This window comes from Zestomonas carbonaria (assembly GCF_904061905.1).
In the GTDB taxonomy this organism is placed as follows: Bacteria; Pseudomonadota; Gammaproteobacteria; order Pseudomonadales; family Pseudomonadaceae; genus Aquipseudomonas; species Aquipseudomonas carbonaria.
Genome location: NZ_CAJFCI010000075.1, coordinates 35,593 through 61,270 on the forward strand (window position 1 = coordinate 35,593; position 25,678 = coordinate 61,270).

Annotated in this window: 27 protein-coding genes and 1 tRNA gene; 13 read left to right on the plus strand and 15 right to left on the minus strand. The window is 64.1% G+C overall.

The annotated features are described in order from the left end of the window. Positions 1–20: 20 nt before the first annotated feature. From hflD to PSEWESI4_RS18750, 3 genes are all read right to left on the minus strand, one after another. A complete protein-coding gene (gene hflD / locus PSEWESI4_RS18740; RefSeq protein WP_187672748.1) occupies positions 21–644 on the minus strand; it encodes a high frequency lysogenization protein HflD in 624 nt (207 codons plus the stop codon). Beyond that, the gene (gene mnmA, locus PSEWESI4_RS18745; protein ID WP_187672749.1) at positions 641–1,771 is read right to left on the minus strand and encodes a tRNA 2-thiouridine(34) synthase MnmA; all 1,131 of its coding nucleotides are present in this window, start codon (positions 1,769–1,771) and stop codon (positions 641–643) included. The genes hflD and mnmA overlap by 4 nt, the downstream gene beginning before the upstream one ends. Before the next feature lie 63 nt (positions 1,772–1,834). Further along, positions 1,835–2,281: an NUDIX hydrolase gene (locus tag PSEWESI4_RS18750; protein WP_187672750.1), complete on the minus strand. Its 447-nt coding sequence runs from the start codon at positions 2,279–2,281 to the stop codon at positions 1,835–1,837. Between the two features lie 313 nt (positions 2,282–2,594). Between PSEWESI4_RS18750 and icd the strand changes: the two genes are divergently transcribed. Then, positions 2,595–3,851, plus strand: coding sequence for an NADP-dependent isocitrate dehydrogenase (icd, locus tag PSEWESI4_RS18755; RefSeq protein WP_187672751.1), 1,257 nt, complete (start codon positions 2,595–2,597; stop codon positions 3,849–3,851). A gap of 71 nt (positions 3,852–3,922) precedes the next feature. Here icd and cspD read toward each other — a convergent pair whose 3' ends face one another. Continuing rightward, positions 3,923–4,186 (minus strand): cold shock domain-containing protein CspD, encoded by a 264-nt coding sequence (cspD, locus tag PSEWESI4_RS18760; protein ID WP_187672752.1) that lies wholly within the window; start codon positions 4,184–4,186, stop codon positions 3,923–3,925. Between the two features lie 224 nt (positions 4,187–4,410). Here cspD and clpS point away from each other — a divergent pair, with 224 nt between their 5' ends. Both clpS and clpA read left to right on the plus strand, forming a co-directional pair. Next, positions 4,411–4,773, plus strand: a complete 363-nt coding sequence (gene clpS, locus PSEWESI4_RS18765; RefSeq protein WP_187672779.1) for an ATP-dependent Clp protease adapter ClpS — start codon at positions 4,411–4,413, stop codon at positions 4,771–4,773. Between the two features lie 29 nt (positions 4,774–4,802). Beyond that, positions 4,803–7,073, plus strand: coding sequence for an ATP-dependent Clp protease ATP-binding subunit ClpA (gene clpA / locus PSEWESI4_RS18770; RefSeq protein ID WP_187672753.1), 2,271 nt, complete (start codon positions 4,803–4,805; stop codon positions 7,071–7,073). A 57-nt stretch (positions 7,074–7,130) separates the two neighbouring features. On the opposite strand, the gene infA is transcribed toward clpA, so the two are convergent. The 4 genes from infA to trxB all read right to left on the minus strand — a co-directional run bounded on the left by infA (position 7,131) and on the right by trxB (position 9,901). Then, positions 7,131–7,349, minus strand: a complete 219-nt coding sequence (gene infA, locus PSEWESI4_RS18775; protein WP_016492441.1) for a translation initiation factor IF-1 — start codon at positions 7,347–7,349, stop codon at positions 7,131–7,133. A 102-nt stretch (positions 7,350–7,451) separates the two neighbouring features. Further along, the gene (locus tag PSEWESI4_RS18780) at positions 7,452–8,159 is read right to left on the minus strand and encodes an arginyltransferase (protein ID WP_187672754.1); all 708 of its coding nucleotides are present in this window, start codon (positions 8,157–8,159) and stop codon (positions 7,452–7,454) included. Between the two features lie 55 nt (positions 8,160–8,214). Beyond that, on the minus strand, positions 8,215–8,895 hold the full coding sequence (gene aat / locus PSEWESI4_RS18785; RefSeq protein WP_187672755.1) for a leucyl/phenylalanyl-tRNA--protein transferase: 681 nt from the start codon (positions 8,893–8,895) through the stop codon (positions 8,215–8,217). 58 nt (positions 8,896–8,953) lie between these two features. Continuing rightward, positions 8,954–9,901: a thioredoxin-disulfide reductase gene (gene trxB / locus PSEWESI4_RS18790; RefSeq protein ID WP_187672756.1), complete on the minus strand. Its 948-nt coding sequence runs from the start codon at positions 9,899–9,901 to the stop codon at positions 8,954–8,956. A 212-nt stretch (positions 9,902–10,113) separates the two neighbouring features. Between trxB and ftsK the strand changes: the two genes are divergently transcribed. From ftsK to cysG, 6 genes are all read left to right on the plus strand, one after another. Beyond that, positions 10,114–12,522: a DNA translocase FtsK gene (gene ftsK / locus PSEWESI4_RS18795; protein ID WP_187672757.1), complete on the plus strand. Its 2,409-nt coding sequence runs from the start codon at positions 10,114–10,116 to the stop codon at positions 12,520–12,522. Positions 12,523–12,609: 87 nt separating this feature from the next. Further along, positions 12,610–13,233 carry an outer membrane lipoprotein chaperone LolA gene (lolA, locus tag PSEWESI4_RS18800; RefSeq protein WP_187672758.1) on the plus strand — a complete coding sequence of 208 codons (624 nt, stop codon included), beginning with the start codon at positions 12,610–12,612 and terminating at the stop codon, positions 13,231–13,233. Positions 13,234–13,240: 7 nt separating this feature from the next. Then, positions 13,241–14,566 (plus strand): replication-associated recombination protein A, encoded by a 1,326-nt coding sequence (locus tag PSEWESI4_RS18805; protein ID WP_187672759.1) that lies wholly within the window; start codon positions 13,241–13,243, stop codon positions 14,564–14,566. Then, positions 14,563–14,937, plus strand: a complete 375-nt coding sequence (crcB, locus tag PSEWESI4_RS18810; protein WP_187672760.1) for a fluoride efflux transporter CrcB — start codon at positions 14,563–14,565, stop codon at positions 14,935–14,937. The genes PSEWESI4_RS18805 and crcB overlap by 4 nt, the downstream gene beginning before the upstream one ends. A 15-nt stretch (positions 14,938–14,952) precedes the next feature. Beyond that, entirely contained in the window at positions 14,953–16,230 is a 1,278-nt protein-coding gene (serS, locus tag PSEWESI4_RS18815; RefSeq protein ID WP_187672761.1) for a serine--tRNA ligase, read from the plus strand. A gap of 83 nt (positions 16,231–16,313) precedes the next feature. Beyond that, the gene (gene cysG, locus PSEWESI4_RS18820) at positions 16,314–17,708 is read left to right on the plus strand and encodes a siroheme synthase CysG (protein WP_187672762.1); all 1,395 of its coding nucleotides are present in this window, start codon (positions 16,314–16,316) and stop codon (positions 17,706–17,708) included. On the opposite strand, the gene PSEWESI4_RS18825 is transcribed toward cysG, so the two are convergent. The 7 genes from PSEWESI4_RS18825 to PSEWESI4_RS18855 form a co-directional block, all read right to left on the minus strand. Next, on the minus strand, positions 17,698–18,696 hold the full coding sequence (locus tag PSEWESI4_RS18825; RefSeq protein ID WP_187672763.1) for a glutathione S-transferase family protein: 999 nt from the start codon (positions 18,694–18,696) through the stop codon (positions 17,698–17,700). The genes cysG and PSEWESI4_RS18825 overlap by 11 nt on opposite strands. A 72-nt stretch (positions 18,697–18,768) precedes the next feature. Continuing rightward, entirely contained in the window at positions 18,769–19,785 is a 1,017-nt protein-coding gene (locus PSEWESI4_RS18830) for a glycosyl transferase family protein (protein ID WP_187672764.1), read from the minus strand. Next, positions 19,782–20,117 carry a TusE/DsrC/DsvC family sulfur relay protein gene (locus PSEWESI4_RS18835; RefSeq protein ID WP_187672765.1) on the minus strand — a complete coding sequence of 112 codons (336 nt, stop codon included), beginning with the start codon at positions 20,115–20,117 and terminating at the stop codon, positions 19,782–19,784. The genes PSEWESI4_RS18830 and PSEWESI4_RS18835 overlap by 4 nt, the downstream gene beginning before the upstream one ends. Further along, positions 20,114–20,413 carry a sulfurtransferase complex subunit TusB gene (tusB, locus tag PSEWESI4_RS18840; RefSeq protein WP_187672766.1) on the minus strand — a complete coding sequence of 100 codons (300 nt, stop codon included), beginning with the start codon at positions 20,411–20,413 and terminating at the stop codon, positions 20,114–20,116. The genes PSEWESI4_RS18835 and tusB overlap by 4 nt, the downstream gene beginning before the upstream one ends. Beyond that, positions 20,413–20,772, minus strand: a complete 360-nt coding sequence (tusC, locus tag PSEWESI4_RS18845) for a sulfurtransferase complex subunit TusC (protein WP_187672767.1) — start codon at positions 20,770–20,772, stop codon at positions 20,413–20,415. The genes tusB and tusC overlap by 1 nt, the downstream gene beginning before the upstream one ends. Before the next feature lies 1 nt (position 20,773). Further along, on the minus strand, positions 20,774–21,166 hold the full coding sequence (tusD, locus tag PSEWESI4_RS18850) for a sulfurtransferase complex subunit TusD (RefSeq protein ID WP_187672768.1): 393 nt from the start codon (positions 21,164–21,166) through the stop codon (positions 20,774–20,776). A 100-nt stretch (positions 21,167–21,266) separates the two neighbouring features. Continuing rightward, on the minus strand, positions 21,267–21,935 hold the full coding sequence (locus PSEWESI4_RS18855; RefSeq protein ID WP_187672769.1) for a Bax inhibitor-1/YccA family protein: 669 nt from the start codon (positions 21,933–21,935) through the stop codon (positions 21,267–21,269). Between the two features lie 371 nt (positions 21,936–22,306). On the opposite strand from PSEWESI4_RS18855, the gene PSEWESI4_RS18860 reads away from it, so the two are divergent. From PSEWESI4_RS18860 to pgsA, 4 genes are all read left to right on the plus strand, one after another. Further along, positions 22,307–22,394 (plus strand) — tRNA-Ser (locus PSEWESI4_RS18860). A gap of 160 nt (positions 22,395–22,554) precedes the next feature. Further along, positions 22,555–23,199: a response regulator transcription factor GacA gene (gene gacA / locus PSEWESI4_RS18865; RefSeq protein ID WP_187672770.1), complete on the plus strand. Its 645-nt coding sequence runs from the start codon at positions 22,555–22,557 to the stop codon at positions 23,197–23,199. 1 nt (position 23,200) lies between these two features. Further along, positions 23,201–25,024: an excinuclease ABC subunit UvrC gene (uvrC, locus tag PSEWESI4_RS18870; protein WP_187672771.1), complete on the plus strand. Its 1,824-nt coding sequence runs from the start codon at positions 23,201–23,203 to the stop codon at positions 25,022–25,024. Between the two features lie 33 nt (positions 25,025–25,057). Next, complete coding sequence (gene pgsA, locus PSEWESI4_RS18875; protein ID WP_187672772.1) at positions 25,058–25,618, plus strand: CDP-diacylglycerol--glycerol-3-phosphate 3-phosphatidyltransferase; 561 nt, start codon at positions 25,058–25,060, stop codon at positions 25,616–25,618. Positions 25,619–25,678 lie beyond the last annotated feature (60 nt).

The window sequence follows — 25,678 nt, forward strand, 5'->3', positions numbered from 1 at the left end:
ATCGGCCGGAAAGCGGCGGCTCAGTTGCCGCGGAGCATCGGGTACAGTTCGCGGAGCATTTTCTTGCGGCTGAACACCAGTTGCCAGCGGTGCCCGCCGAGCTGCCGCCACAGGCGCGCGGAGCGGATGCCGGTCAGCAGCAGGGCGCGGATCTTCGCGGCGTTGCTGGGTTGTTGCAGGTTGCGCATGTCGCCGTGCACCTGGATGCGCTGGCGGAAGGTGCTCAGGGTGTCCTGGTAGAGGCCGGCGCAGGAGGCGATCACGTTTTCGTGGGTCAGGCCGAAGTGCTCGACCTGTTGCTGGATCTGGTCGAGGCGCTTGGCGATGATCTCGAGCATGTCGTCACGCTTGGCCAACTGGCGCTCCAGGCCGATCAGCGCCAGCGCATAGCGCAGCGGCTCGCGCTGCAGGCTGGCGGGGTCGCGCTCCAGGGCGCCGACCAGTACGCGGTAGCCGTCACGCAGGTTGAAATCGTCGCCGCCATAGACGTCGAGGGTGTTCTTCGGGTCGCGTACCAGCAGGCTGCCGAGCATGCAGCCCAGCGGCGCTTCGCTGCTCTGGCCGGTGCGGGCGATCTTGTCGACCAATGCGGCGGCCTCGAACACGGCACCCAGCGCCACCAGTTGCTCCTGCATCGGCGTCATGGGTACATCTCCCTGGCGAAGGCGGGTTCGGCAACCTCGATCACTCCGCCGCCCAGGCACACCTCGCCATCGTAGAACACCACCGACTGGCCCGGCGTCACCGCACGCTGCGGCTTGTCGAATACGGCGCGGTAGCCGTCGGCGGTCCGTTCCAGGGTGCAGGCCTGGTCGCTCTGCCGGTAGCGCACCTTGGCGGTCAGGCGGCGCGGCCCGTCCAGTTCGATCGGGTTGACCCAGTAGATTTCGGAGGAGAGCAGGGCGCCGGAGAACAGCCAGGGATGCTCGTTGCCCTGGCCGACGATCAGCACGTTGCGTTCGAGATCCTTGCGCAACACGTACCAGGGCGCCTCGCCGGCTTCCTTCAGGCCGCCGATGCCGAGGCCCTGGCGCTGGCCGATGGTGTGGTACATCAGGCCGTGGTGGCGGCCGATCACCTTGCCTTCGGTGGTTTCGATGTCGCCGGGCTGGGCCGGCAGGTATTGCTTGAGGAAGTCGCTGAAACGGCGTTCGCCGATGAAGCAGATACCGGTCGAGTCCTTCTTCTTCGCCGTGGCCAACTGGTACTGCTCGGCGATGGCGCGCACCGCCGGCTTCTCCAGCTCGCCGACCGGGAACAGGGTCCTGGCCAGTTGCTCGCCGCCGACGGCATGGAGGAAGTAGCTCTGGTCCTTGTTCGGGTCGAGGCCCTTGAGCAGTTCGGTGTGCCCGTCGATATCGCGGCGGCGCACGTAGTGGCCGGTGGCGATCAGGTCGGCGCCGAGCATCAGGGCGTAGTCGAGGAAGGCTTTGAACTTGATCTCGCGGTTGCACAGGATGTCTGGGTTCGGCGTGCGCCCGGCCTTGTATTCGGCGAGGAAGTGCTCGAACACGTTGTCCCAGTACTCGGCGGCGAAATTGGCAGTGTGCAGCTTGATACCCAGCCGGTCGCAGACGGCCTGGGCATCGGCCAGGTCATCCATGGCGGTGCAGTATTCGGTGCCGTCGTCTTCTTCCCAGTTCTTCATGAACAGGCCTTCCACCTGGTAGCCCTGCTGCATGAGCAGGAGGGCGGACACGGAGGAGTCGACGCCGCCGGACATGCCGACGATCACGCGTTTCGAGGCTGTGGAGATGGTTGGATCGGACATCGTGGGAAAGGGCTTCATCGAGCAAAGCGTGGGATTCTATCAGGCGCCCGGGATTGCCGCGAATCAGGCCGGCGTGCGGATCAGGCTCAGGGGGAAGCGTTCGCCAGCCAGGTAGTCGTCGATGCAGCGCAGCACCATCTCGCTACGCCAGCGCTCCGGCTGGGCGACCAGTTCCTCGCGGGTCAGCCAGCGCGGGGCGATGATGCCGTCGTCCAGCGGGTGGTCCGGGCGCTGGCGCAGCGGCCTGGCGGCGAAGCAGACGCGCTGGTAGGTCACGCCGTTGCTCGGGGCGGTATAGAGGTAGATACCGGTCACCGCGGTGAGCTCGACTTCCCAGCCGGTCTCTTCGAGGGTTTCGCGCAAGGCGGCCTGGATCAGACTTTCGTCGGCTTCCAAGTGGCCGGCAGGCTGGTTAAATACAGCGCGGCCATCGGCTAGCTCCTCGACCAGCAGGAAGCGGCCGGCGTCTTCGACGATGGTGGCGACGGTGACGTGCGGGGTGAAGCGCATGTTGCGGAGTCCTCTGTTTCGTCAGGTCCGGACAAGCGCCGGACGGAAATGCGTCGGGGAAATGAGCTGCTAGGATAATGGCTGCCCTTGATTCAACAGGCTTGTAGCGCTTCTGTAGCTCTACTACATAGGCGTATGAGAAGTGGGTCCGAAATGTCCGAAGGCGCCCAGTTCCACGCTTGAGGATACGGAAAAATGCGTGACTTTCTGTAGAAAAACTACAAGAATATGCCGCCTTTCCGAGACCCAAGATCCTTGCTGTCGCGCCATCCGCGCGGCAGAAAGTCAGACCACGAGAGCAACGGAGTCCAGCATGGGATACCAAAAGATCCAGGTGCCAGCCGTCGGTGACAAAATCACCGTCAACGCCGACATGTCCCTGAATGTACCGAACAACCCGATCATCCCGTTCATCGAGGGTGATGGCATTGGTGTCGACATCAGCCCTGTGATGATCAAGGTCGTCGATGCGGCCGTGCAGAAAGCCTACAACGGCGAGCGCAAGATCGCCTGGATGGAAGTCTACGCCGGCGAGAAAGCCACCAAGGTCTACGACCAGGACACCTGGCTGCCGAAAGAAACCCTGGACGCCGTGCGTGACTACGTCGTTTCCATCAAGGGCCCGCTGACCACCCCGGTCGGTGGTGGCATCCGTTCCCTGAACGTGGCCCTGCGTCAGGAGCTGGACCTGTACGTTTGCCAGCGCCCGGTGCGTTGGTTCGAAGGCGTCCCGAGCCCGGTGAAGAAGCCGGGTGACGTGGACATGGTGATCTTCCGCGAGAACTCCGAAGACATCTATGCCGGCGTCGAGTGGAAAGCCGGTTCTCCGGAAGCGGAAAAAGTCATCAAGTTCCTCACCGAGGAAATGGGTGTCAAGAAAATCCGCTTCACCGAAAACTGCGGCATCGGCATCAAGCCGGTTTCCCTGGAAGGCACCAAGCGCCTGGTGCGCAAGGCCCTGCAGTACGCCGTGGACAACGATCGCAGCTCCGTGACCATCGTCCACAAAGGCAACATCATGAAGTTCACCGAAGGTGCCTTCAAGGAGTGGGGCTACGAAGTCGCGCGTGACGAGTTCGGCGCCGAGCTGCTGGACGGTGGCCCGTGGATGCAGTTCAAGAACCCGAACACCGGCAAGACCATCGTGGTCAAGGACGCCATCGCCGACGCCATGCTGCAGCAGATCCTGCTGCGTCCGGCCGAGTACGACGTGATCGCCACCCTGAACCTGAATGGTGACTACCTGTCCGACGCCCTGGCGGCGGAAGTGGGCGGCATCGGCATCGCACCGGGCGCCAACCTGTCCGACACCGTGGCCATGTTCGAAGCGACCCACGGCACCGCGCCGAAGTACGCTGGCCAGGACAAGGTCAACCCGGGTTCGATCATCCTCTCCGCCGAGATGATGCTGCGCCACATGGGCTGGACCGAAGCCGCCGACCTGATCATCAAGGGCACCAACGGCGCCATCGCCGCGAAGACCGTGACCTACGACTTCGAACGCCTGATGGACGGCGCCAAGCTGCTGTCCTGCTCGGAGTTCGGCGACGCCATGATCGCTCACATGTAAGCGATCGCGTCAGCGGTAACAAAAAAAGGCCGGTCAAATTGACCGGCCTTTTTTATGCCAGGATTATCGAGTCAGACTTCGATGGTCGAGCTTTGCTTCTGAGGGGCGACGGCCGGGGTCTCGCTCGACGCCGGAACCGTGCTGATGTTCACGGCGTGCAGCCCTTTCGGGCCCTGGACGATATCGAACCTTACCGGCTGGCCAGCTTTAAGTGTCTTGTAGCCTTCCATCTGGATGGCCGAGTAATGGGCGAACAGGTCCTCATCTCGGCCGTCTGCCAGGATAAATCCGTAGCCCTTGGCGTTGTTGAACCACTTGACCTTACCGCTAAGCATGCTGATATCCCTCTGCAAAGGACTCCATCGCTGGAGTATCATCCACCACTATTCCGCTCGAATGACCGCTTGGAGCGGGATGCGGAACTCCCGATACCCGATGTGGGTATCTCTGTTTGTAACACCCTTTTGCCGATAGTCAAGGCGAAGCGACGAGTGCCTGCGAAGTGAATCAAAATCCGTCTAGCGCCTTGATTACCCAGCCATCGACCTTTCAAACCCCTATGCGTTCAACTAGCCAGATTCGACTAACATTCAATCAGGATCATCCTGCACCGCATGAGGACGAATCCTCCGGACTGGCAGTGCAGGAAGCGAAGCCGAAGTTGCAGGCGCCACCGCTGTACAAGGTGATCCTGCTGAACGACGACTACACCCCAATGGATTTCGTGGTTGAAGTGCTCGAGGTGTTCTTCAACATGAATCGGGAGTTGGCAACCAAGATCATGTTGACGGTTCATACACAGGGGCGGGCCGTATGTGGTGTGTTCACGCGCGATATCGCTGAGACGAAGGCCATGCAGGTCAATCAGTACGCAAGGGAAAGCCAGCATCCGCTACTTTGTGAGATAGAGAAGGACGGTTGATTCCGGCCGTTTGGGTATGAGGTGAAGCCATGTTAAACCGCGAGCTCGAAGTCACACTCAACCTGGCCTTCAAGGAGGCGCGCACCAAGCGTCATGAGTTCATGACGGTCGAGCACCTTCTGTTGGCGCTGCTGGACAACGAAGCCGCCGCCAGCGTGCTGCGTGCCTGTGGCGCCAATCTGGACAAGCTCCGCCACGACCTGCAGGAGTTCATCGACTCCACGACCCCGTTGATCCCGCAGCACGACGAGGACCGCGAGACCCAGCCGACCCTGGGCTTCCAGCGTGTCCTGCAGCGCGCCGTGTTCCACGTGCAGAGCTCCGGCAAGCGCGAGGTCACCGGTGCGAACGTGCTGGTCGCCATCTTCAGCGAACAGGAAAGCCAGGCGGTCTTCCTGCTCAAGCAACAGAACATTGCCCGTATCGACGTGGTCAACTTCATCGCCCACGGCATCTCCAAGGTGCCTGGGCACAACGACCATCCCGAGCACGACCAGGAGATGCAGGACGAGGACGGCGGCGATTCCCCGGCTTCGGGCAATCCGCTCGACGCCTATGCCAGCAACCTGAACGAACTGGCCCGCCAGGGGCGTATCGACCCGCTGGTCGGTCGCGAGCACGAAGTCGAGCGGGTCGCACAGATTCTCGCCCGGCGGCGCAAGAACAACCCGCTGCTGGTGGGCGAGGCCGGGGTGGGCAAGACCGCCATCGCCGAAGGCCTGGCCAAGCGCATCGTCGATGGCCAGATCCCCGATCTGCTTTCCGACAGCGTCGTCTACTCCCTGGACCTCGGCGCCCTGCTGGCCGGCACCAAGTATCGCGGCGACTTCGAGAAGCGCTTCAAGGCGCTGCTCAATGAATTGCGCAAGCGGCCGCACGCGGTGCTGTTCATCGACGAGATCCACACCATCATCGGTGCCGGTGCGGCTTCCGGCGGAGTGATGGATGCTTCCAACCTGCTCAAGCCGATGCTGTCCTCCGGCGAGATCCGCTGCATCGGCTCCACCACCTTCCAGGAGTTCCGCGGCATCTTCGAGAAGGACCGTGCCCTGGCGCGGCGTTTCCAGAAAGTGGATGTCACCGAGCCCTCGGTCGAGGATACCGTCGGCATCCTGCGCGGGTTGAAGGGGCGCTTCGAGCAGCACCATAACATCGAGTACAGCGATGAGGCGCTGCGTGCGGCGGCCGAGTTGTCCGCGCGCTACATCAACGACCGGCACATGCCGGACAAGGCCATCGACGTGATCGACGAGGCGGGCGCCTACCAGCGCCTGCAACCGCTGGAGAAGCGGGTGGCGCGCATCGATGTGGCGCAGGTCGAGGACATCGTGGCGAAGATCGCCCGGATTCCGCCGAAGAACGTCACCAGCTCCGACAAGGAACTGCTGCGCAACCTCGAGCGTGACCTCAAGCTCACCGTGTTCGGCCAGGATGCGGCGATCGACTCGCTGTCCACGGCGATCAAGCTGTCGCGGGCTGGTCTCAAGTCGCCGGACAAGCCGGTCGGCTCCTTCCTGTTCGCCGGTCCCACCGGCGTCGGCAAGACCGAGGCGGCGCGCCAGTTGGCCAAGGCCATGGGTATCGAGTTGGTGCGCTTCGACATGTCCGAGTACATGGAGCGGCACACCGTTTCGCGGCTGATCGGCGCGCCTCCCGGCTATGTCGGGTTCGACCAGGGTGGCCTGCTGACCGAGGCGATCACCAAGACGCCGCATTGCGTGCTGCTGCTCGACGAGATCGAGAAGGCGCATCCGGAGGTCTTCAACCTGCTGTTGCAGGTGATGGACCACGGCACGCTGACCGACAACAACGGGCGCAAGGCGGACTTTCGCAACGTCATCCTGATCATGACCACCAACGCCGGGGCGGAAACCGCGGCGCGGGCCTCGATCGGCTTCACCCAGCAGGACCACTCCAGCGATGCCATGGAAGTGATCAAGAAGAGTTTCACGCCGGAGTTCCGCAACCGCCTGGACACCATCATCCAGTTCGGCCGCCTGAGTCACGAAGTCATCAAGAGCATCGTCGACAAGTTCCTCACCGAGCTGCAGGCGCAGTTGGAGGACAAGCATGTCACTCTGGAGGTCAGGGATGCCGCGCGCGGCTGGCTGGCCGAGAAGGGCTACGACGTGCAGATGGGCGCGAGGCCGATGGCTCGCCTGATCCAGGACAAGATCAAGCGCCCGCTGGCGGAGCAGATCCTGTTCGGCGAACTGGCCGAGCATGGCGGCGTGGTGCACATCGACCTGAAGGATGGCGAACTGAGCTTCGAATACGAAGTGGTCGCCGAGCCGGCGTAGGTCGGGGAGGGAAACGAAAACGCCCGGCCAAGAGCCGGGCGTTTTCGTTGGACTGGCTTAGCGGGCGCGGTAGGTGATGCGGCCCTTGCTCAGGTCATAGGGCGTCAGTTCGACGCGCACCTTGTCGCCAGTCAGAATCCGGATGTAGTTCTTGCGCATCTTCCCGGAGATATGCGCGGTTACGACGTGCCCGTTTTCCAACTCCACGCGAAACATGGTGTTGGGCAGGGTGTCGATGACAGTGCCTTCCATTTCGAAGCTGTCTTCTTTCGACATGCAGTAGTGCCCTCGGTATTCAATGAATGGCCTGGAACGCTGAATCGCCAGGCAAAAATGCGGCGTGCATTGTGCCCGAAATGGGGTGTTACGCCAAGGGCTTCAGCTCAGGGTGACCCAGCGCTGGTTGACGAACAGCTCGATCGGTCGGTACTGGGTCTTGTAGCTCATCTTCCGGCAGTTCTTGATCCAGTAGCCGAGATAGACCGCCTGCAGGCCGAGTCGCGCGGTCTCGGATATCTGCCAGAGGATGGCGTAGCGGCCCAGGCTGCGGCGTTCTTCGTCGGGATCGTAGAAGGTGTAAACCGCCGACAGACCGTTGGGCAGGACGTCGGTGACCGCGATGGCCAGCAGCCGTCCGGAGTGGCGGAACTCGTAGAAGCGCGAGAAGGGCAGGTCGCGCACCAGGAAGGTGGAGAACTGGTCGCGGCTCGGTGGGTACATGTCGCCGTCGGCGTGGCGCTGCTCGATGTAACGCATGTAGAGCGCGTAGTACTCCTCGGTGAACGAGGGGTGTACGGCGCGCACCTGAAGGTCGGCATTGCGCTTGATGATGCGCCGCTGCTGACGGCTCGGGGTGAAGCTCGCTGCGGGAATCCTGGCCGGGATGCAGGCGGTGCAGCGTTGGCAGTGTGGGCGATAGAGGTGGTCGCCGCTGCGGCGAAAGCCCATTTCCGAGAGCTCGGCGTACAGGTCCACATCCATCGGCTGGCTGGGATCGAGGAACAAGGTGGTCGCCTGCTCGTCGTCCAGGTAGCTGCACGGATGAGGCTGAGTGGCATAGAACTTCAGACGAGCCAGCTCGGTCATGATCGTGTCCCGGAATAGACCTCGGGGTAAGTGTAAGCCAGGCTTCCGGGCTCGCCTAGGCGAGCCAGTCGGCCGAGCTTGAAGCGTCCAGGTGGCGTGCCAGGTAAGTGGCGAACTCGCTGCGCGGGATCGAGCGCGCGCCCAGGCTGTGCAGGTGCTGGGTCGGCATCTGGCAGTCGATCAGAACGAACCCCCAGCCGCGCAGATGCTCGACCAGGGTGACGAAACCTACCTTGGAGGCATTGTCCGCCCGGCTGAACATCGACTCGCCGAAGAACAACTGTCCCATGGCCAGGCCGTAGAGGCCGCCGACCAGTTCACCGCCGCGCCAGACCTCGACCGAATGAGCGAAGCCCTGGTGGTGAAGCTCTCTGTAGGCCGCCTGCATCGATTCGGTGATCCAGGTACCCTCGGCATACTCGCGCGGCTCGGAGCAGGCGTGGATCACCGCGGCGAAGTCCCGGTCGAAGGTGACGGTGTATTGTCCCTGGCGCAGGCACTTGCGCAGGCTGCGGGAGACGTGCAACTCGTCGGGAAACAGTACGGTGCGCGGGTCGGGTGACCACCAGAGCAGTGGCTGGCCGTCCTGATACCAGGGGAAGCAGCCATGCCGATAGGCGCGAACCAGGCGTTCGGCGCTCAGGTCGCCGCCGGCGGCGAGCAGGCCATTGGGTTCGCGCAGCGCCTTTTCGAGCGGTGGGAAGTCCAGGGAATCGCGCTTGAGCCAGGTCAGCATGCAGGGTAAGCCGGAAGGGCAGGGGAGTGGCGGGCGCGAAACGCCCGCCGGGGAAGGATCAGACGTCGAGGTACTTCTCGGCATCCAGAGCGGCCATGCAGCCTGCGCCGGCCGAGGTGATGGCTTGGCGATAGACATGGTCGGCAACGTCGCCGGCGGCGAATACGCCCTCGATGGCGGTGGCGGTGGCGTTGCCTTCACTGCCGCCCTTGACCAGCAGGTAGCCGTCGCGCATCTCCAGTTGGCCCTTGAACAGGTCGGTGTTGGGCTTGTGGCCGATGGCGATGAACACGCCGGCCAGTTGTAGTTCCTGGGTCTCGCCGGTCTGCGCATGCTTCATGCGTATGCCGGTGACGCCGCTGTCATCGCCGAGCACTTCGTCCAGGGTCTGGTTCCAGTGCAGGCGGACGTTGCCGTTGGCGGCCTTGTCGAACAGTTTGTCTTGCAGGATCTTCTCGGCGCGGAGCTTGTCGCGGCGGTGGATCAGGTGGACTTCCTTGGCGATGTTGGACAGGTACAGCGCTTCCTCGACGGCGGTGTTGCCGCCGCCGACCACGCAGACCACCTGGTTGCGGTAGAAGAAGCCATCGCAAGTGGCGCAGGCCGAGACACCCTTGCCGGCGAAGGCTTCCTCGGAGGGCAGGCCGAGGTACTGGGCGGAGGCGCCGGTGGCGATGATCAGGGCATCGCAGGTATAGGTGCCGCTGTCGCCCTTGAGGACGAACGGGCGCTGTTGCAACTCGGCGGTGTGGATGTGGTCGTAGATGATCTCGGTATCGAAGCGTTCGGCGTGCTTCTGCATCCGCTCCATCAATACCGGCCCGGTCAGACCTTCGACGTCGCCGGGCCAGTTGTCCACCTCGGTGGTGGTGGTGAGCTGGCCGCCGGGCTGGATGCCGGTGATGACCACAGGCTTGAGGTTGGCGCGGGCGGCATAGACGGCGGCGCTGTAGCCTGCCGGGCCAGAGCCCAGGATGATCAGGCGCGAATGCTTGACTTCACTCATAAAAACACCTCATAAGCCTTTGTCACAAAAGAGTTTGCGTGCTCAAATTGGGGAGCGTGAACGCTGCTGGCGACTATGCTACACGAAGCACGGGCGGAGCGAGAGCCTCCTGGATTCGGCATGGCATGTCGCGGGTAAAGCCGTACAATAGGCCGCGCTCCAGTCATCCGGTCGGTTGCTGGGCGCGTAACGAGTGCAGGAAAACACGCGTTTTGAAGAAATCGAACACGAATGTTCAGGCTCCGGCCTGGCGTCAGCAACTGTCGTACAGGCTCAAGGAAGGGGCGCTGATTGCCCTGGGTGCCTTGTGCCTCTATCTGTGGATGGCTCTGCTGACCTACGACCAGAACGATCCGGGCTGGACGCACACCAGCAATGTCGAGCAGGTACAGAATGCCGCCGGACGCGCCGGCGCCTGGTTCGCCGACATCCTGTTCATGGTCCTGGGCTATTTCGCCTACGTATTCCCGCTGCTGCTCGCGGTGAAGACCTGGCAGGTCTTCCGTAACCGCCACCAGCCCTGGCAATGGAGCGGCTGGCTGTTTTCCTGGCGCTTGATCGGCCTGGTGTTCCTGGTGCTGTCCGGCGCGGCGCTGGCCTACATCCATTTTCACTCCGGCTCCGGCATGCCCGCCTCGGCGGGCGGTGCGCTGGGCGAAAGCCTCGGCCAACTGGCCGTTGCCGCGCTGAACGTGCAGGGCAGCACCCTGTTGTTCATCGCGCTGTTCCTGTTCGGCCTGACCGTGTTCACCGACCTGTCCTGGTTCAAGGTGATGGACCTGACCGGCAAGATCACCCTTGATCTCGTCGAGCTGATCCAGGGGCTGGTGAACCGCTGGTGGAGCGCCCGGCTGGAGCGCAGGCAACTGGTGGCCAAGCTTCGCGAGGTGGACGAGCGGGTCAGTGAAGTCGCCGCCCCCGTGGTGCCGGATCGCCGCGAGCAGGCCAAGGTCAAGGAGCGCCTGATCGAGCGCGAAGAGTCGCTGAGCCGCCACATGATCGAGCGTGAGAGCCGGCCAGCACCGGTCATCGCGCCGCCTCCGCCGCCCAAGGCCGCCGAGCCGAGCAAGCGCGTGCTGAAGGAGAAGCAGGCACCGCTGTTCGTCGACAGCGCAGTGGAAGGCACCCTGCCACCGATTTCCATCCTCGACCGCGCCGAGAAGAAGCAGAAGAGCTTCTCGCCGGAGTCCCTGGAGGCCATGTCGCGCCTGCTGGAGATCAAGCTCAAGGAGTTCGGCGTCGAGGTCACCGTCGAGTCCGTGCACCCCGGCCCGGTGATCACCCGTTTCGAAATCCAGCCGGCGGCCGGTGTCAAGGTCAGCCGCATCTCCAACCTGGCCAAGGACCTGGCGCGCTCGCTGGCGGTGATCAGCGTGCGGGTGGTGGAGGTGATCCCCGGCAAGACCACGGTCGGCATCGAGATTCCCAACGAGGACCGGCAGATCGTGCGCTTCTCCGAAGTGCTCGAATCCAGCGAATACGACGACGCCAAGTCGCCCGTGACGCTCGCGCTCGGCCATGACATCGGCGGCAAGCCGATCATCGCCGACCTGGCGAAGATGCCGCACCTGCTGGTGGCCGGTACCACCGGCTCCGGTAAGTCGGTGGGGGTCAACGCGATGATCTTGTCGATCCTCTTCAAGTCCACGCCGGAACAGGCGCGGCTGATCATGATCGACCCGAAGATGCTCGAATTGTCGATCTATGAGGGCATTCCGCACCTGCTCTGCCCGGTGGTGACCGACATGAAGGAAGCCGCCAACGCCCTGCGCTGGAGCGTTGCCGAGATGGAGCGGCGCTACAGGCTGATGGCGGCGATGGGCGTGCGCAACCTGGCCGGCTTCAACCGCAAGGTCAAGGACGCGGAGGAGGCTGGCACGCCGCTGTCCGATCCGCTGTACCGTCGCGAGAGCATGGAAGACGAAGCCCCGCTGCTCAAGCCGCTGCCGACCATCGTGGTGGTGGTCGACGAGTTCGCCGACATGATGATGATCGTCGGCAAGAAGGTCGAAGAGCTGATCGCGCGGATCGCGCAGAAAGCGCGGGCCGCGGGCATCCACCTGATCCTGGCCACCCAGCGGCCGTCGGTGGACGTGATCACCGGCCTGATCAAGGCCAATATCCCGACCCGCATGGCCTTCCAGGTATCGAGCAAGATCGACTCGCGCACCATCCTCGACCAGGGCGGCGCCGAACAGTTGCTCGGCCACGGCGACATGCTCTACCTGCCGCCGGGCACCGGCCTGCCCATCCGCGTGCACGGCGCCTTCGTCTCCGACGAAGAAGTGCATCGTGTGGTGGAGGCCTGGAAGCTGCGTGGCGCGCCCGACTACATCGAGGACATCCTCGCCGGTGCCGACGAGGGCGGTTCCTCGGGTGGTTTCGAGGGCGGTTCCGGCGAAGGCGGCGAGGGCAGCGAGGACGATCCGCTCTACGACGAGGCCGTGCGCTTCGTCACCGAGTCCCGCCGGGCGTCGATTTCCGCGGTGCAGCGCAAGCTGAAGATCGGCTACAACCGCGCCGCGCGAATGATCGAGGCGATGGAGATGGCCGGCGTGGTCACCGCGATGAACACCAACGGCTCCCGGGAAGTGATCGCGCCGGCGCCGGTCCGCGATTGATCCACCGCCGCGCGTTGCCACGGGCAATGCGCGGCGACTCCCGGTAAACTGCTGCTTTTGCATTCCCATCGAGAAAAGAGGACTTTCATGCGCCTGATCCGCCTGTTGTTGATCGCCGTGCTCGGCTTCGCGACCATACCGGCCCTGGCTGACCAGGGTTCGGTACAGCGCCTGACCGATCTGCTCGGCAAGGCCCAGACCATCGGCGGGCGCTTCTCGCAGTTGACCCTGGACGGCTCCGGCACCCAGTTGCAGGAAACCTCCGGCGAGATGATCCTCAAACGACCGGGCCTGTTCCGCTGGCACACCGACGCGCCCATGGAGCAGTTGCTGGTCTCCAACGGCGAGAAGGTCTGGCTGTACGACCCGGACCTCGAGCAGGTGACCATCCAGAACCTCGACCAGCGCCTGACCCACACACCGGCGCTGCTGCTCTCGGGCGACGTTTCGAAGATCAGCGACAACTTCGAGATCAGCCACAAGGAAGCCGGCGACGTGGTCGACTTCACCCTGAAGCCGAAGGCCAGGGACACCCTGTTCGACAACCTGCGCCTGTCTTTCCGCAAGGGCGTGATCAACGATATGCAACTGATCGACAGCGTCGGCCAGCGCACCAACATCCTGTTCTTCGGCGTGAAGATGAACGAACCGGTGGACGCCGGTCAGTTCGACTTCAAGATCCCGGAAGGCGCAGACGTCATCCAGGAATGACCTGACCATGGACCTGTTCAGCTCCGCACCGATTGCCCAGCCGCTGGCCGCCCGTCTTCGCGCGACCAGCCTGGACGAGTACGTCGGTCAGGAGCACCTGCTGGCGCCGGGCAAGCCGCTGCGTGAGGCGCTGGAGCAGGGCGCGTTGCACTCGATGATCTTCTGGGGGCCGCCGGGCGTGGGCAAGACCACCCTGGCCAAGCTGCTGGCAAAGGTTTCCGACGCGCATTTCGAGACGATTTCCGCAGTACTTTCCGGCGTCAAGGAAATCCGCCAGTCGGTGGAGATGGCCAGGCAGCAGGCCGCGCAATACGGGCGGAGGACCATCCTGTTCGTCGACGAGGTGCACCGCTTCAACAAGTCGCAGCAGGATGCCTTCCTGCCCTATGTGGAAGACGGCACGCTGATCTTCATCGGAGCCACGACGGAGAATCCTTCGTTCGAACTGAACAACGCCCTGTTGTCGCGGGCTCGCGTCTATGTGCTGAAAAGCCTGGACGAGGCGGCCATGCGCAAGCTGGTGCGGCGCGCGCTGGAAGAGGAGAAGGGCCTTGGACAGCGCCGTCTGAGCCTGCCCGAGGACAGCTTCCGGATTCTCCTGGCCGCGGCCGATGGCGACGGCCGGCGCCTGCTCAACCTGCTGGAGAACGCCTCCGACCTGGTGGAAGATGGCCAGGCTATCGACGCCGGGCTGTTGCAGAACCTGCTGAGCGACAGCCGCCGTCGCTTCGACAAGGGCGGCGAGGCCTTCTACGACCAGATTTCCGCGCTGCACAAGTCCGTGCGGGGCTCCAATCCGGACGCCGCGCTGTACTGGTTCGCGCGGATGCTCGACGGTGGCTGCGACCCGCTGTACATCGCCCGGCGCGTGGTGCGCATGGCCAGCGAAGACATCGGCAACGCCGATCCTCGCGCCCTGACCTTGTGCCTCAACGCCTGGGACGTGCAGGAGCGCCTGGGCAGCCCGGAAGGCGAGCTGGCGGTGGCACAGGCCATCGTCTACCTGGCCTGCGCGCCGAAGAGCAATGCCGTGTACATGGCATTCAAGACGGCGATGCGCGATGCCGCCGAGCACGGCTCGCTGGAAGTGCCGCTGCACTTGCGCAATGCGCCGACCAAGCTGATGAAGGAACTGGGCTACGGCGAGGAATACCGTTACGCCCATGACGAACCGGATGCCTACGCGGCGGGCGAGGACTACTTCCCCGAGGAGCTGGAGCCCCGGCACTACTACCAGCCGGTGCCGCGTGGCCTGGAGCTGAAGATTCGCGACAAGCTCGAACACCTGGCCGCGCAGGATCGCGCCAGCTCCTGGCAGCGGAGGAAACCATGATCGGTGTGGTGCTGGCGGTCGCGGCCGGCGGCATGGTCGGTACCCTGCTGCGCTTCGCCGCCGGCAACTGGGTTTCCGCGCATTGGCCGCAGCACTTCTACCTGGCCACCCTGGGCGTGAACATCGTCGGCTGCCTGCTGATCGGCTACCTGTACGGCCTGTTCCTGCTGCGCCCGGATATTCCGTTGGAACTGCGCGCTGGCCTGATCGTCGGCTTCCTCGGCGGCCTGACCACTTTTTCTTCTTTTTCCCTCGACACGCTGCGCCTGTTGGAGAGTGGGCAATTGCCGATGGCCATGGCCTACCTGGGTGCCAGCGTGTTCGGCGGCCTGCTCGCTACCTGGGCAGGGCTGACTTTCGCCAAACTCTGATAGACGAGAACCAACATGCTCGATCCCAAACTGATTCGTAGTGAACTGCCGATGGTGGCCGAGCGTCTGGCGACTCGCGGCTACCAACTGGACGTGGCGCTCATCGAGGGTCTGGAGGCGCGCCGCAAGGCGGTGCAGACCCGCACGGAGCAACTGCAGGCCGAGCGCAATACGCGTTCCAAGTCCATCGGCCAGGCCAAGGCGCGCGGCGAGGACATCGCGCCGCTGATGGCCGATGTCGAGCGCATGGCCACCGAACTGGCCCAGGGCAAGCAGGAGCTGGACGCGATCCAGGCCGAGCTGGATGCGGTGCTGCTCGGCCTGCCGAACCTGCCACACGAATCCGTGCCGCTGGGCGACGACGAGGACCACAACGTTGAAGTGCGTCGTTGGGGCACTCCGAAAAGCTTCGATTTCGAGATCAAGGATCACGTCGCTCTCGGCGAGCAGCACGGCTGGCTGGATTTCGAGACCGCCGCCAAGCTCTCCGGCGCCCGTTTCGCCCTGCTGCGCGGACCGATCGCCCGTCTGCACCGCGCGCTGGCGCAGTTCATGATCGACCTGCACACCCGCGAGCATGGCTACGAGGAGGCCTATACCCCGTACCTGGTGCAAGCACCGGCCCTGCAAGGCACCGGCCAGTTGCCGAAGTTCGAGGAAGACCTGTTCAAGATCGGCCGCGACGGCGAAGCCGACTTCTACCTGATCCCGACCGCCGAGGTGTCGCTGACCAACATCGTCGCCGGCGAGATCCTCGAGGCCAAGCAATTGCCGCTGAAGTTCGTCGCCCACACCCCGTGCTTCCGCAGCGAGGCTGGCGCCTCCGGCCGCGACACGCGAGGGATGATCCGCCAGCACCAGTTCGACAAGGTGGAGATGGTGCAGATCGTCGAGCCGTCCAAGTCCTTCGAGGCGCTGGAGAACCTGACCGCCAACGCCGAGAAGGTTCTGCAACTGCTCGAGCTGCCGTACCGCGTGTTGGCACTGTGCACCGGCGACATGGGTTTCAGCGCGACCAAGACCTACGACCTGGAGGTCTGGGTGCCGAGCCAGGACAAGTACCGGGAGATTTCCTCCTGCTCCAACTGTGGAGACTTCCAGGCCCGCCGCATGCAGGCGCGCTGGCGCAACCCGGAAACCGGCAAGCCGGAACTGGTACACACCCTGAACGGCTCCGGCCTGGCAGTGGGGCGTACCCTGGTGGCGGTGCTGGAGAACTACCAGCAGGCCGATGGCTCGATCCGCGTGCCGGAAGTGCTCAAGCCCTACATGGGCGGTATCGAAGTCATCTGAAACGGCTGCAAGCTACAAGCCACAAGCTGCAAGTAAAAGCAGCTCCGCTTGCGGCTTGAAGCTTGCCGCTTGGAGCTGCTTCTATGGATTTCCTTCCCCTGTTCCACAACCTCAAGGGCCGTCCGGTGCTGGTCGTCGGCGGTGGCGAGGTGGCGTTGCGCAAGGCGCGGTTGCTGGCGGACGCCGGCGCCTCGTTGCGGGTGGTGGCGCCGGACGTTCTCGACGAGCTGCGTGGCCTGGCAGCCGAGGTGGCGCAGCGGGGCTATGACACGGTCGATCTCGATGGCGTGGTGCTGGCCATCGCCGCCACCGACGACGAGGCATTGAACGCACGTGTCTCCCGCGATGCGCAGGCGCGCGGGGTGCCGGTCAACGTGGTCGATTCACCGGCGCTGTGCACGGTGATCTTCCCCGCCATCGTCGATCGTTCGCCGCTGTTGGTCGCCGTCTCCAGCGGCGGCGACGCGCCGGTGCTGGCGCGCTTGATTCGTGCCCGGATCGAGACCTGGATTCCTGCCGCCTATGGCCAGCTCGCCGGACTGGCGAAGAAGTTCCGCGCCCGGGTCAAGGCCGCGTTGCCTGACGTGCAGCAGCGCCGGGTGTTCTGGGAGGACGTGTTCCAGGGGCAGGTCGCCGAGAGCGTGTTCGCCGGTAAGCCGGGCGAGGGCGAGCGTCTGCTCGAAGACAAGTTGTCGGATGCCGCGCCACGCGCTCTGGGCGAGGTCTACCTGGTCGGCGCCGGTCCGGGCGATCCGGACCTGCTGACCTTCCGCGCCCTGCGCCTGATGCAGCAGGCCGACGTAGTGCTCTACGACCGTCTGGTGGCGCCAGCGATCATCGAGCTGTGTCGGCGCGATGCGGAGCGCGTCTACGTCGGCAAGCAGCGCGCCGATCACAGCCTGCCGCAGGAGCAGATCAACCAACGGCTGGTCGACCTGGCGAAGCAGGGCAAGCGGGTGCTGCGCCTGAAAGGTGGCGACCCGTTCATCTTCGGCCGGGGTGGCGAGGAGATCGAGGAGCTGGCCGCCCACGGCATTCCCTTCCAGGTGGTGCCGGGCATCACTGCCGCCAGCGGCTGCGCGGCCTACGCCGGCATCCCGCTGACCCATCGCGACCATGCGCAGTCGGTGCGTTTCGTCACCGGACATCTCAAGGACGGTAGTTGCGATCTGCCCTGGGCGGACCTGGTCGCGCCCGGACAGACCCTGGTGTTCTACATGGGGCTGGTCGGCCTGCCGGTGATCTGCGAGCAACTGATTCGTCACGGCCGCGCCGCCGATACGCCGGCGGCGCTGGTGCAGCAGGGCACCACCCACAAGCAGCGGGTATTCACCGGAACCCTGGCCGACCTGCCGGAGCTGGTGGCCCGGCATGAAGTGCACGCCCCGACCCTGGTGATCGTCGGGGAAGTGGTGAAGCTGCGCGACAAGCTGGCCTGGTTCGAAGGCGAACAGGGCGACGACGTGCCTACCGACTGAGAATCCCCTTGCCCGGCAGGCGCTCGCGGTCATGCGGGCCGCTGAAGTCCAGCCGCGGGCCGAGCGGCACCACGCCGGTGGGGTTGATGGTGCGATGGCTGGCGTAATAGTGGTGCTTGATGTGTTCGAAGTTCACCGTTTCGGCCACGCCCGGCCATTGGTATAGCTCGCGCAGCCAGTTCGACAGGTTCGGGAAGTCGGCCAGGCGTTGCAGGTTGCACTTGAAATGGCCGTGATACACGGCGTCGAAGCGGATCAGGGTGGTGAACAGGCGCCAGTCGGCCTCGGTCAGGTATTCGCCGGCCAGGTAGCGCTGTTGGCCCAGGCGCGCTTCCAGCCAGTCCAGTTCGGCGAATAGCGCCTTGAAGGCTTCCTCGTAGGCTTCCTGGGTAGTGGCGAAGCCGGCCCGGTACACGCCGTTGTTTACCGCCGGGTAGATGCGCGCGTTGAGCCTGTCGATTTCATCGACTAGATGAGCGGGGCAGAGGTCCAGGCGGTTGCCGGTAAGGTCGTCGAAAGCACTGTTGAACATGCGGATGATTTCCGACGATTCGTTGCTGACGATGCGTCCGCGCTGCTTGTCCCACAACAGAGGGACCGTGACCCGGCCGCTGTAGTGTGGATCGTCCAGGGTATAGCGCTGGTGCAGGTAGGTCTGGCCGTCGAGGGGATCGCCGGTCGAGCCGTGGGAGGTGTCGAAGGTCCAGCCCTGTTCGCCCATCAGCCAACTGACCACGGAAACGTCGATCAGCGACTCCAGCCCCTTGAGCTTGCGGAAGATCAGCGTGCGGTGCGCCCAGGGGCAGGCGAGCGAAACGTACAGGTGGTAACGGCCGGCTTCGGCGGGGAAGCCACCTTCGCCGCTGGGGCCAGGGCCGCCGTCGGCGGTGATCCAGTTGCGCCGTTGCGCATCTTCACGGCGGAAACGGCCGTCCCGTTTGGTGTCATACCACTGGTCACGCCAGTGTCCATCGATCAGCAGGCCCATGATCAGGCTCCCGGATGTGGCTCGGATAGGGGGCCAGTCTAGGTCAGTTCGATCGAACGAATGACGGAAAAATCAGGGTGTTTTTATCGGCCAGATCGATCTTTTCCGTGCATCCCAATATTGCGCGGCGACGTCGAAGGCTTGCTCCTGCGGGGTTCCCAGGCCACGCAGGGCCAGCGCCATGGTGGCCTGGACGGCCAACTGCCCATAGGCGTCTTCCGCCTCGCCACGCCAGAAGGCCAGCAGGTGGGCCGGGTCGAGTTGCTCGGGCTTGACGTGGCGAAGGGGCGAGAGCGGCGCCCATTCCTCGTCCCAGCTCAAGCCGTTCACGGTGCCATAGAGATGGCTGCGCGCATCCGGGTTGATCTCGATCTCGCCGCCTTCGCCCTTGATTACCACCGCGGTATCGCCAAGCAGGCGGCTGGCTTCGCGGTGCTGCTCCTGATAGCCGGGATGGAAGATGCTCTGCAGGACGCAACGCGCCTGGAGCGGGTTCAGGATGCGCGCCAGCGAGTGGATCGGCGAGCGAAGGCCGAGGGTATTGCGCAGGTCGATCATGCGTTGCAGGCGCGGCATCCAGTCCACCATCGGAGCGAAGGCCAGGTGATGCTCGTCCAGGGCCTGGCTGACCGAGGCCCAGTCACGGCACAGCGGGATGTCCAGGGATTCCAGCAATTGCTCGCTGTACATCCGCCCTGCGGTATGCGCGCCGCCGCCGTGCATGAGGATGCGCAGGCCCTGGCCGGCCAGGCATTTGGCGGCCAGCAGGTACCAGGGCAGGTGGCGCTTCTTGCCAGCGTAGGTCGGCCAGTCGAGGTCGACGGCGATGGCCGGCGCTTCCAGCCGTTCGCGCACCGCTTCGGTAAAGCCGGCCAGTTCCTCGGCGTTCTCTTCCTTGTGGCGTAGGAGCATCAGGAAGGCGCCGAGCTGGGTGTCCTCGACCGCGCCGTCGAGCAGCAGGCCCATGGCCTGGCGGGCTTCTTCGCGGGTCAGGTCGCGCGCGCCGCGTTTGCCCTTGCCAAGGATGCGGACGAACTGGGCGAACGGATGTTCGGTTGGCGTGACCAGGGTGAGCGGCGCGGGATTCATAGGCAATTGGTCGGCTTCGGCAGGCCCGCCAGCTTGGCGGCGAGTTTTGCGGGAGTGCCCTTGAACAGGCTATTGAGATGCAGGCTGTTGCCTTTCTCCGGGCCGAGTTTCTGGGCGGTGTACTTGATCAGCGGGCGGGTCGCCGGCGACAACTGGAACTCGGCGTAGAAGGCGCGCAGCAGTTCGAGGATTTCCCAATGCGCCGCGCCGAGGACGAGATCCTCCTGCGCGGCCAGGGCATCGGCGACCGCAGGCGACCAGTCCTCCAGGTCGACCAGATAGCCGTCCTTGTCTAGGGCGATATGGCGATCGCCAACGACCAGCGTGTTCATAGCCAACTGTTGACCTTGGCGTAGCGAGTGCACAGCTCGACGAACGCCGGGTAGTCGACTGCCTGTACGCGCGACGGGGCCGAGAGTGCACGGGCTTGCAGGTCTTCGTCGAGGGCGTAGAGGGCGATGCTGTCGGGCATCAGCTCCAGTGCCTGGCGCTGTACGGTGCCGGGTTGCAACGCATGGACGGCGTCGCCGCTCAGCAGCAAGCCGTCGCCGGCGCCGAGCAGGTGCAGGCAACTGCTCAAACGGCTATCGCTGAACGGCGAGTGGGAAAGGATGTGCAAGGTAGCCATCAGAGGGTGATCACCTGGTCGTATTGGTCGATCAGTTGGGCCAGCCCGATGTCGTCGAGCACCTGGACCGGCAGGCTCAGCCCGCCTTCCTCCAGGCCGCGCTCGGCAAGGCTGCGTCCAGCGGCATACAGGGACTCGATGCCGAACAGCGGCAGTGCCTGCAGGTTGGCGCCGAGGTCTTTCTGCTGCAACTGGCCGGGTTGCTGGCCGGCGGCCAACTGGAATACCCCGTCGTCGAGGAACAGCAGGCCGATCGGCAGGTCGAAGGCACCGCCGGCCAGGGCGATGTCCAGCACCTCGCGGGCGGCCGGGCCGGACCAGGGGGCCTGGCGGCTGATGATCAGCAGGGACTTGGCCATCTCAATTGCCTCCGAAACAGACCAGGCGGTCGGCCAACTGGGTTGCTTCGTGCAACTGACCGAGTCCGGACAGCTCCCAGGGGCTCGGCAGGTTGGCCGCATCGCGCTCGTAGCGGCGCGCTTCTTCCTCGTTCAGCACGCCACGGCGCAGGGCGGCGGCGATGCACACCACGCCGTCGAGCTGGTGCTCGCTGACGAAGGCGCGCCACTCGGCGGCGATGTCCAGCTCATCCTGTGGCGCGACGATGTTGGCCGAGGCGCTGTGCACGCCATCCTGGTAGAAGAACAGGCGAACGATCTCGTGGCCGCCATCGAGCACCGCCTGGGCGAAGCGCAGGGCGCGGCGTGAGGAGGGGGCGTGGGGCGGAGAGAAGAGGGCGATTGCGAACTTCATGGGGGACCCGAACGGAGCGACATGGACGAAATGATACCGAAGATGCCCGGTGCGGACATGAAAAAGCCCGCCGAAGCGGGCTTTGTCCGGCAGGCCGGGATCAGTCGTCGCCGCCAGCGAGACCGAAGAGTTGCAGCAGGCTGATGAACAGGTTGTAGATCGACACGTACAGGCTGATGGTCGCCATGATGTAGTTGCGCTCGCCGCCGTGGATGATCGCGCTGGTCTGGAACAGGATGCAGGCCGAGGAGAACAGCACGAAGCCGGCGCTGATCGCCAGTTGCAGGCCGCTGATCTGGAAGAACAGGCTGACCAGCACCGCGCCGAGCAGCACGAAGAAGCCGGCGGTGATGAAGCCGCTGAGGAAGCTCATGTCCTTGCGGGTGGTCAGCACGTAGGCGGACAGGCCGAAGAACACCAGGGCGGTCATGGCGAAGGCTGACGTCACTACTTCTGCGCCGCCGCTCATGCCCAGGTAGCGGTTGAGGATCGGGCCGAGGGTGAAGCCCATGAAGCCGGTCAGGGCAAAGGTGGAAACCAGGCCCCAGGCCGAGTTACGCAGCTTGGCGGTGAGGAAGAACAGGCCGTAGAAGCCGATCAGCAGCACGAATACGTTGATGAAGCCGACGTTCATCTGCATGGCGACGTAGGCCATCAGTGCGCTGAACGCCAGGGTCATGGCCAACAGGCTATAGGTGTTGCGCAGTACGCGACTGATCTCCAGTTGGCCGACCTGCGCCTGGTTTAGGGCGTAATCTTGTTCGTGCATGGCAATCTCCTGCTGGTCTGAGGGTCCGTGACCGTAGTCTCGCGCATCATAGCAGAGGCTTTGGCACGGCCAATGCCGAGAGTTTGACAGTGTATTTCCTCATCGTGGAAGTATCGCTCGGGCTCGCCCGGAAGATCTTTTCAGACTTTTCTGACGTTCCGTTCGAATACTTTCCCAAAGCCCCGGCTCATCGGGTACCGATGCAGGTATTTCCGACCGCTGGGCCGGCCCGCGGTTTCCAGTGGCGGAGAGCTCGTTCGGCTGGCTCCGGGCGGCCCTGGCGAAACCTGCCAGGAGCCCTGAAAGCCTTGCCAATCAAGGCTCTGTTTGACAGCGTTTGCCCTTCCGGTACTATTGCGCCCCGCAAATGCGGAAGTGTGGCCGAGTGGTTTAAGGCAGCGGTCTTGAAAACCGCCGGGTGTAACAGCCCCCAGAGTTCGAATCTCTGCGCTTCCGCCATCTCATCTCTCCATCCCTCCCTTCATCCGCTTTTTCTCTGACGCTTTTCTTTTGACGAGCATGGGCCAAACTAGGTCCAGTCGGCAGATTTTGTTAATGTGTCCGCCACACAAGAACTATCGCTGCAGGGAGCGGCTCCTGAAGTGCTACGAGGTGTCGTTTGATTAGGGTCCTGGTGGTCGATGACCATGATCTGGTTCGTACCGGCATCACACGCATGCTGGCCGATATCGATGGGGTGCAGGTGGTGGGGCAGGCCGACTCCGGCGAGGAATCGCTGAAAAAGGCCCGCGAACTCAAGCCGGATGTGGTGCTGATGGACATCAAGATGCCTGGCATCGGTGGCCTGGAAGCGACCCGCAAGCTGTTGCGAAGCCATCCCGACCTGAAGGTCATCGCGGTGACCGCCTGCGAGGATGACCCGTTTCCCACCCGCCTGCTACAGGCTGGGGCGGCGGGCTACCTGACCAAGGGCGCGGCGCTCGAGGAGATGGTCCAGGCCATCCGCCTGGTGTTCGGCGGGCAGCGCTTCATCAGTCCGCAGATCGCCCAGCAACTGGCGCTCAAGCCGTTCCAGCCGCAGAGCAACGGCTCGCCATTCGACCTGCTGTCCGAGCGGGAAATCCAGATTGCCTTGATGATCGCCGAGTGCCAGAAGGTGCAGACCATCTCCGACAAGCTCTGCCTGTCGCCGAAGACGGTGAACACCTACCGCTACCGCATCTTCGAGAAACTGGCGATCACCAGCGACGTGGAGCTGGCGCTGCTGGCCGTGCGCCACGGCATGGTCGACGCCACCAGTTGAGATGACCGCGACTTTCGATCCGGCCGCCTTCCTCGCCACTTGCAGCGGACGCCCCGGCGTCTACCGCATGCTCGACGAGGGAGGCAAGCTGCTTTACGTCGGCAAGGCCAAGAACCTCAAGAAGCGCCTGGCCAGCTATTTCCGCAAGACCGGCCTGGCGCCGAAGACCGCTGCCCTGGTTGGCAAGATCACCCAGGTCGAGACCACCATCACCGCCAACGAGACCGAGGCGCTGCTGCTCGAGCAGACGCTGATCAAGGAATGGCGGCCGCCCTACAACATCCTGCTGCGCGACGATAAGTCCTATCCCTACGTGTTTCTGTCCGATGGCGACTTTCCGCGCTTCGGCATCCATCGCGGGGCGAAGAAGCTGAAGGGGCGTTACTTCGGCCCTTATCCCAGCGCCGGGGCGATTCGCGAAAGCCTCGCCCTGTTGCAGAAGGCTTTCCTGGTGCGCCAGTGCGAGGACAGCTATTTCAAGAACCGCACGCGGCCGTGCCTGCAATACCAGATCAAGCGCTGCAAGGGACCATGCGTCGGCCTGGTGGAGCCGGAGGAGTATGCCGAGGACGTGCGCCACTCGGTGATGTTCCTGGAAGGGCGCAGCAATGCATTGAGCGAGGAGTTGTCCGTCGCGATGGAACAGGCGGCGATGACACTCGATTTCGAGCGTGCCGCCGAGCTGCGCGACCAGATTGCCGTCCTGCGCCGGGTGCAGGACCAGCAGAGCATGGAAGGGGGCAGCGGCGACGTTGACGTGGTAGCCGCGGTGATCAACCCCGGCGGTGCCTGCGTACACCTGATCAGTGTGCGGGGCGGGCGGGTGCTGGGCAGCAAGAATTTCTTCCCGCAGGTGGCCATCGAGGAAGGCGTCGACGAGGTGATGTCGGCATTCCTTGCCCAGTACTACCTGGGCGGGGTGGATCGCGAACTGCCCAGCGAGCTGATCGTCAACGTGGTGCACGAGGACTTCCCGGCGTTGATCGCGGCGGTCCATGAGCTTCGCGATGCCGAACTGAGCATCAGCCATCGCGTGCGCGGCACCCGTGCCCGTTGGCAGCAACTGGCGGTGACCAACGCCGAACAGGCGTTGGCGGCGCGCCTGGCCAACCGTCAGCACCTGGCCGCGCGTTTCGATGCGCTGGCCGAGGCACTGAACCTGGATGAAGCGCCGCAGCGCCTGGAGTGCTTCGACATCAGCCACTCCAGCGGCGAGGCCACCGTCGCCTCCTGCGTGGTGTTCGGTCCGGAAGGACCGCTCAAGTCCGATTACCGCCGCTACAACATCGAAGGCATTACCGCGGGTGACGACTACGGGGCCATGCGCCAGGCGCTCACCCGGCGTTTCAGCAAGGTCAAGGACGGAGAGGGCAAGCTGCCGGACATCCTGCTGGTCGACGGCGGCAAGGGGCAGCTCGCCATGGCCCAGGAGGTGTTGCAGGAACTGGCCGTGCCCGAGCTGATCCTGCTTGGCGTGGCCAAGGGCGTGACTCGCAAGCCAGGGCTGGAAACCCTCTACCTGAATGACGCCGCGCACGAGTTCACCCTGCCGGGCACTTCGCCGGCGCTGCACCTGATCCAGCAGATCCGCGACGAATCGCACCGCTTCGCCATCACCGGCCACCGCGCACGGCGCGGCAAGGCGCGTCGCACCTCGACTCTCGAGGAAGTGCCAGGGGTAGGGCCGAAGCGCCGGCGTGAACTGCTCAACCATTTCGGCGGCTTGCAGGAACTGACCCGCGCCAGCCTGGAAGAGATCGCCAAGGCGCCCGGTATCAGCAAAAAGCTCGCCGAGTCGATTTATGCGGCATTGCACAGCGAGTAGAATGCCTGCTCACCTCGCTGCCCAGATGTGCCGATGAATATCCCTAACCTGATTACCGTTCTGCGCGTCCTGCTGATTCCGATCTTCATCCTGCTGTTCTACCTGCCGTTCACCTGGAGCTATCTGGCCGCCAGCGCGGTATTCGCCTTGGCAGCCGTCACCGATTGGCTCGATGGCTACCTCGCCCGGCGCCTGGAGCAGAGCACACCCTTCGGTGCCTTCCTCGACCCGGTGGCGGACAAGCTGATGGTCGCGGTGGCCCTGGTGCTGCTGGTGCAGGAGCACGCCAATATCTGGCTGACCTTGCCGGCAGCGATCATCATCGGCCGCGAAATCGTGATTTCCGCCTTGCGTGAGTGGATGGCCGAACTCGGCGCGCGTGCGCACGTTGCGGTGTCCAGCCTCGGCAAATGGAAAACCGCGGCGCAGATGGCGGCCCTGGTGATCCTGCTGGCCAACCCGCCGGTGATGACTGTCTGGGTGTTGCTGGGCTACTCCCTGCTGATCGTTGCGGCAGCGCTGACCCTGTGGTCCATGTGCCACTACCTGCTGGCCGCCTGGCCGCACCTCAGCACGACTGCCGAGAAGAAATAAAACTTTTTTGAATCAAAGGGTTGACGGGGCGTTCCGAATCTATAGAATGGCGCCCGTCAC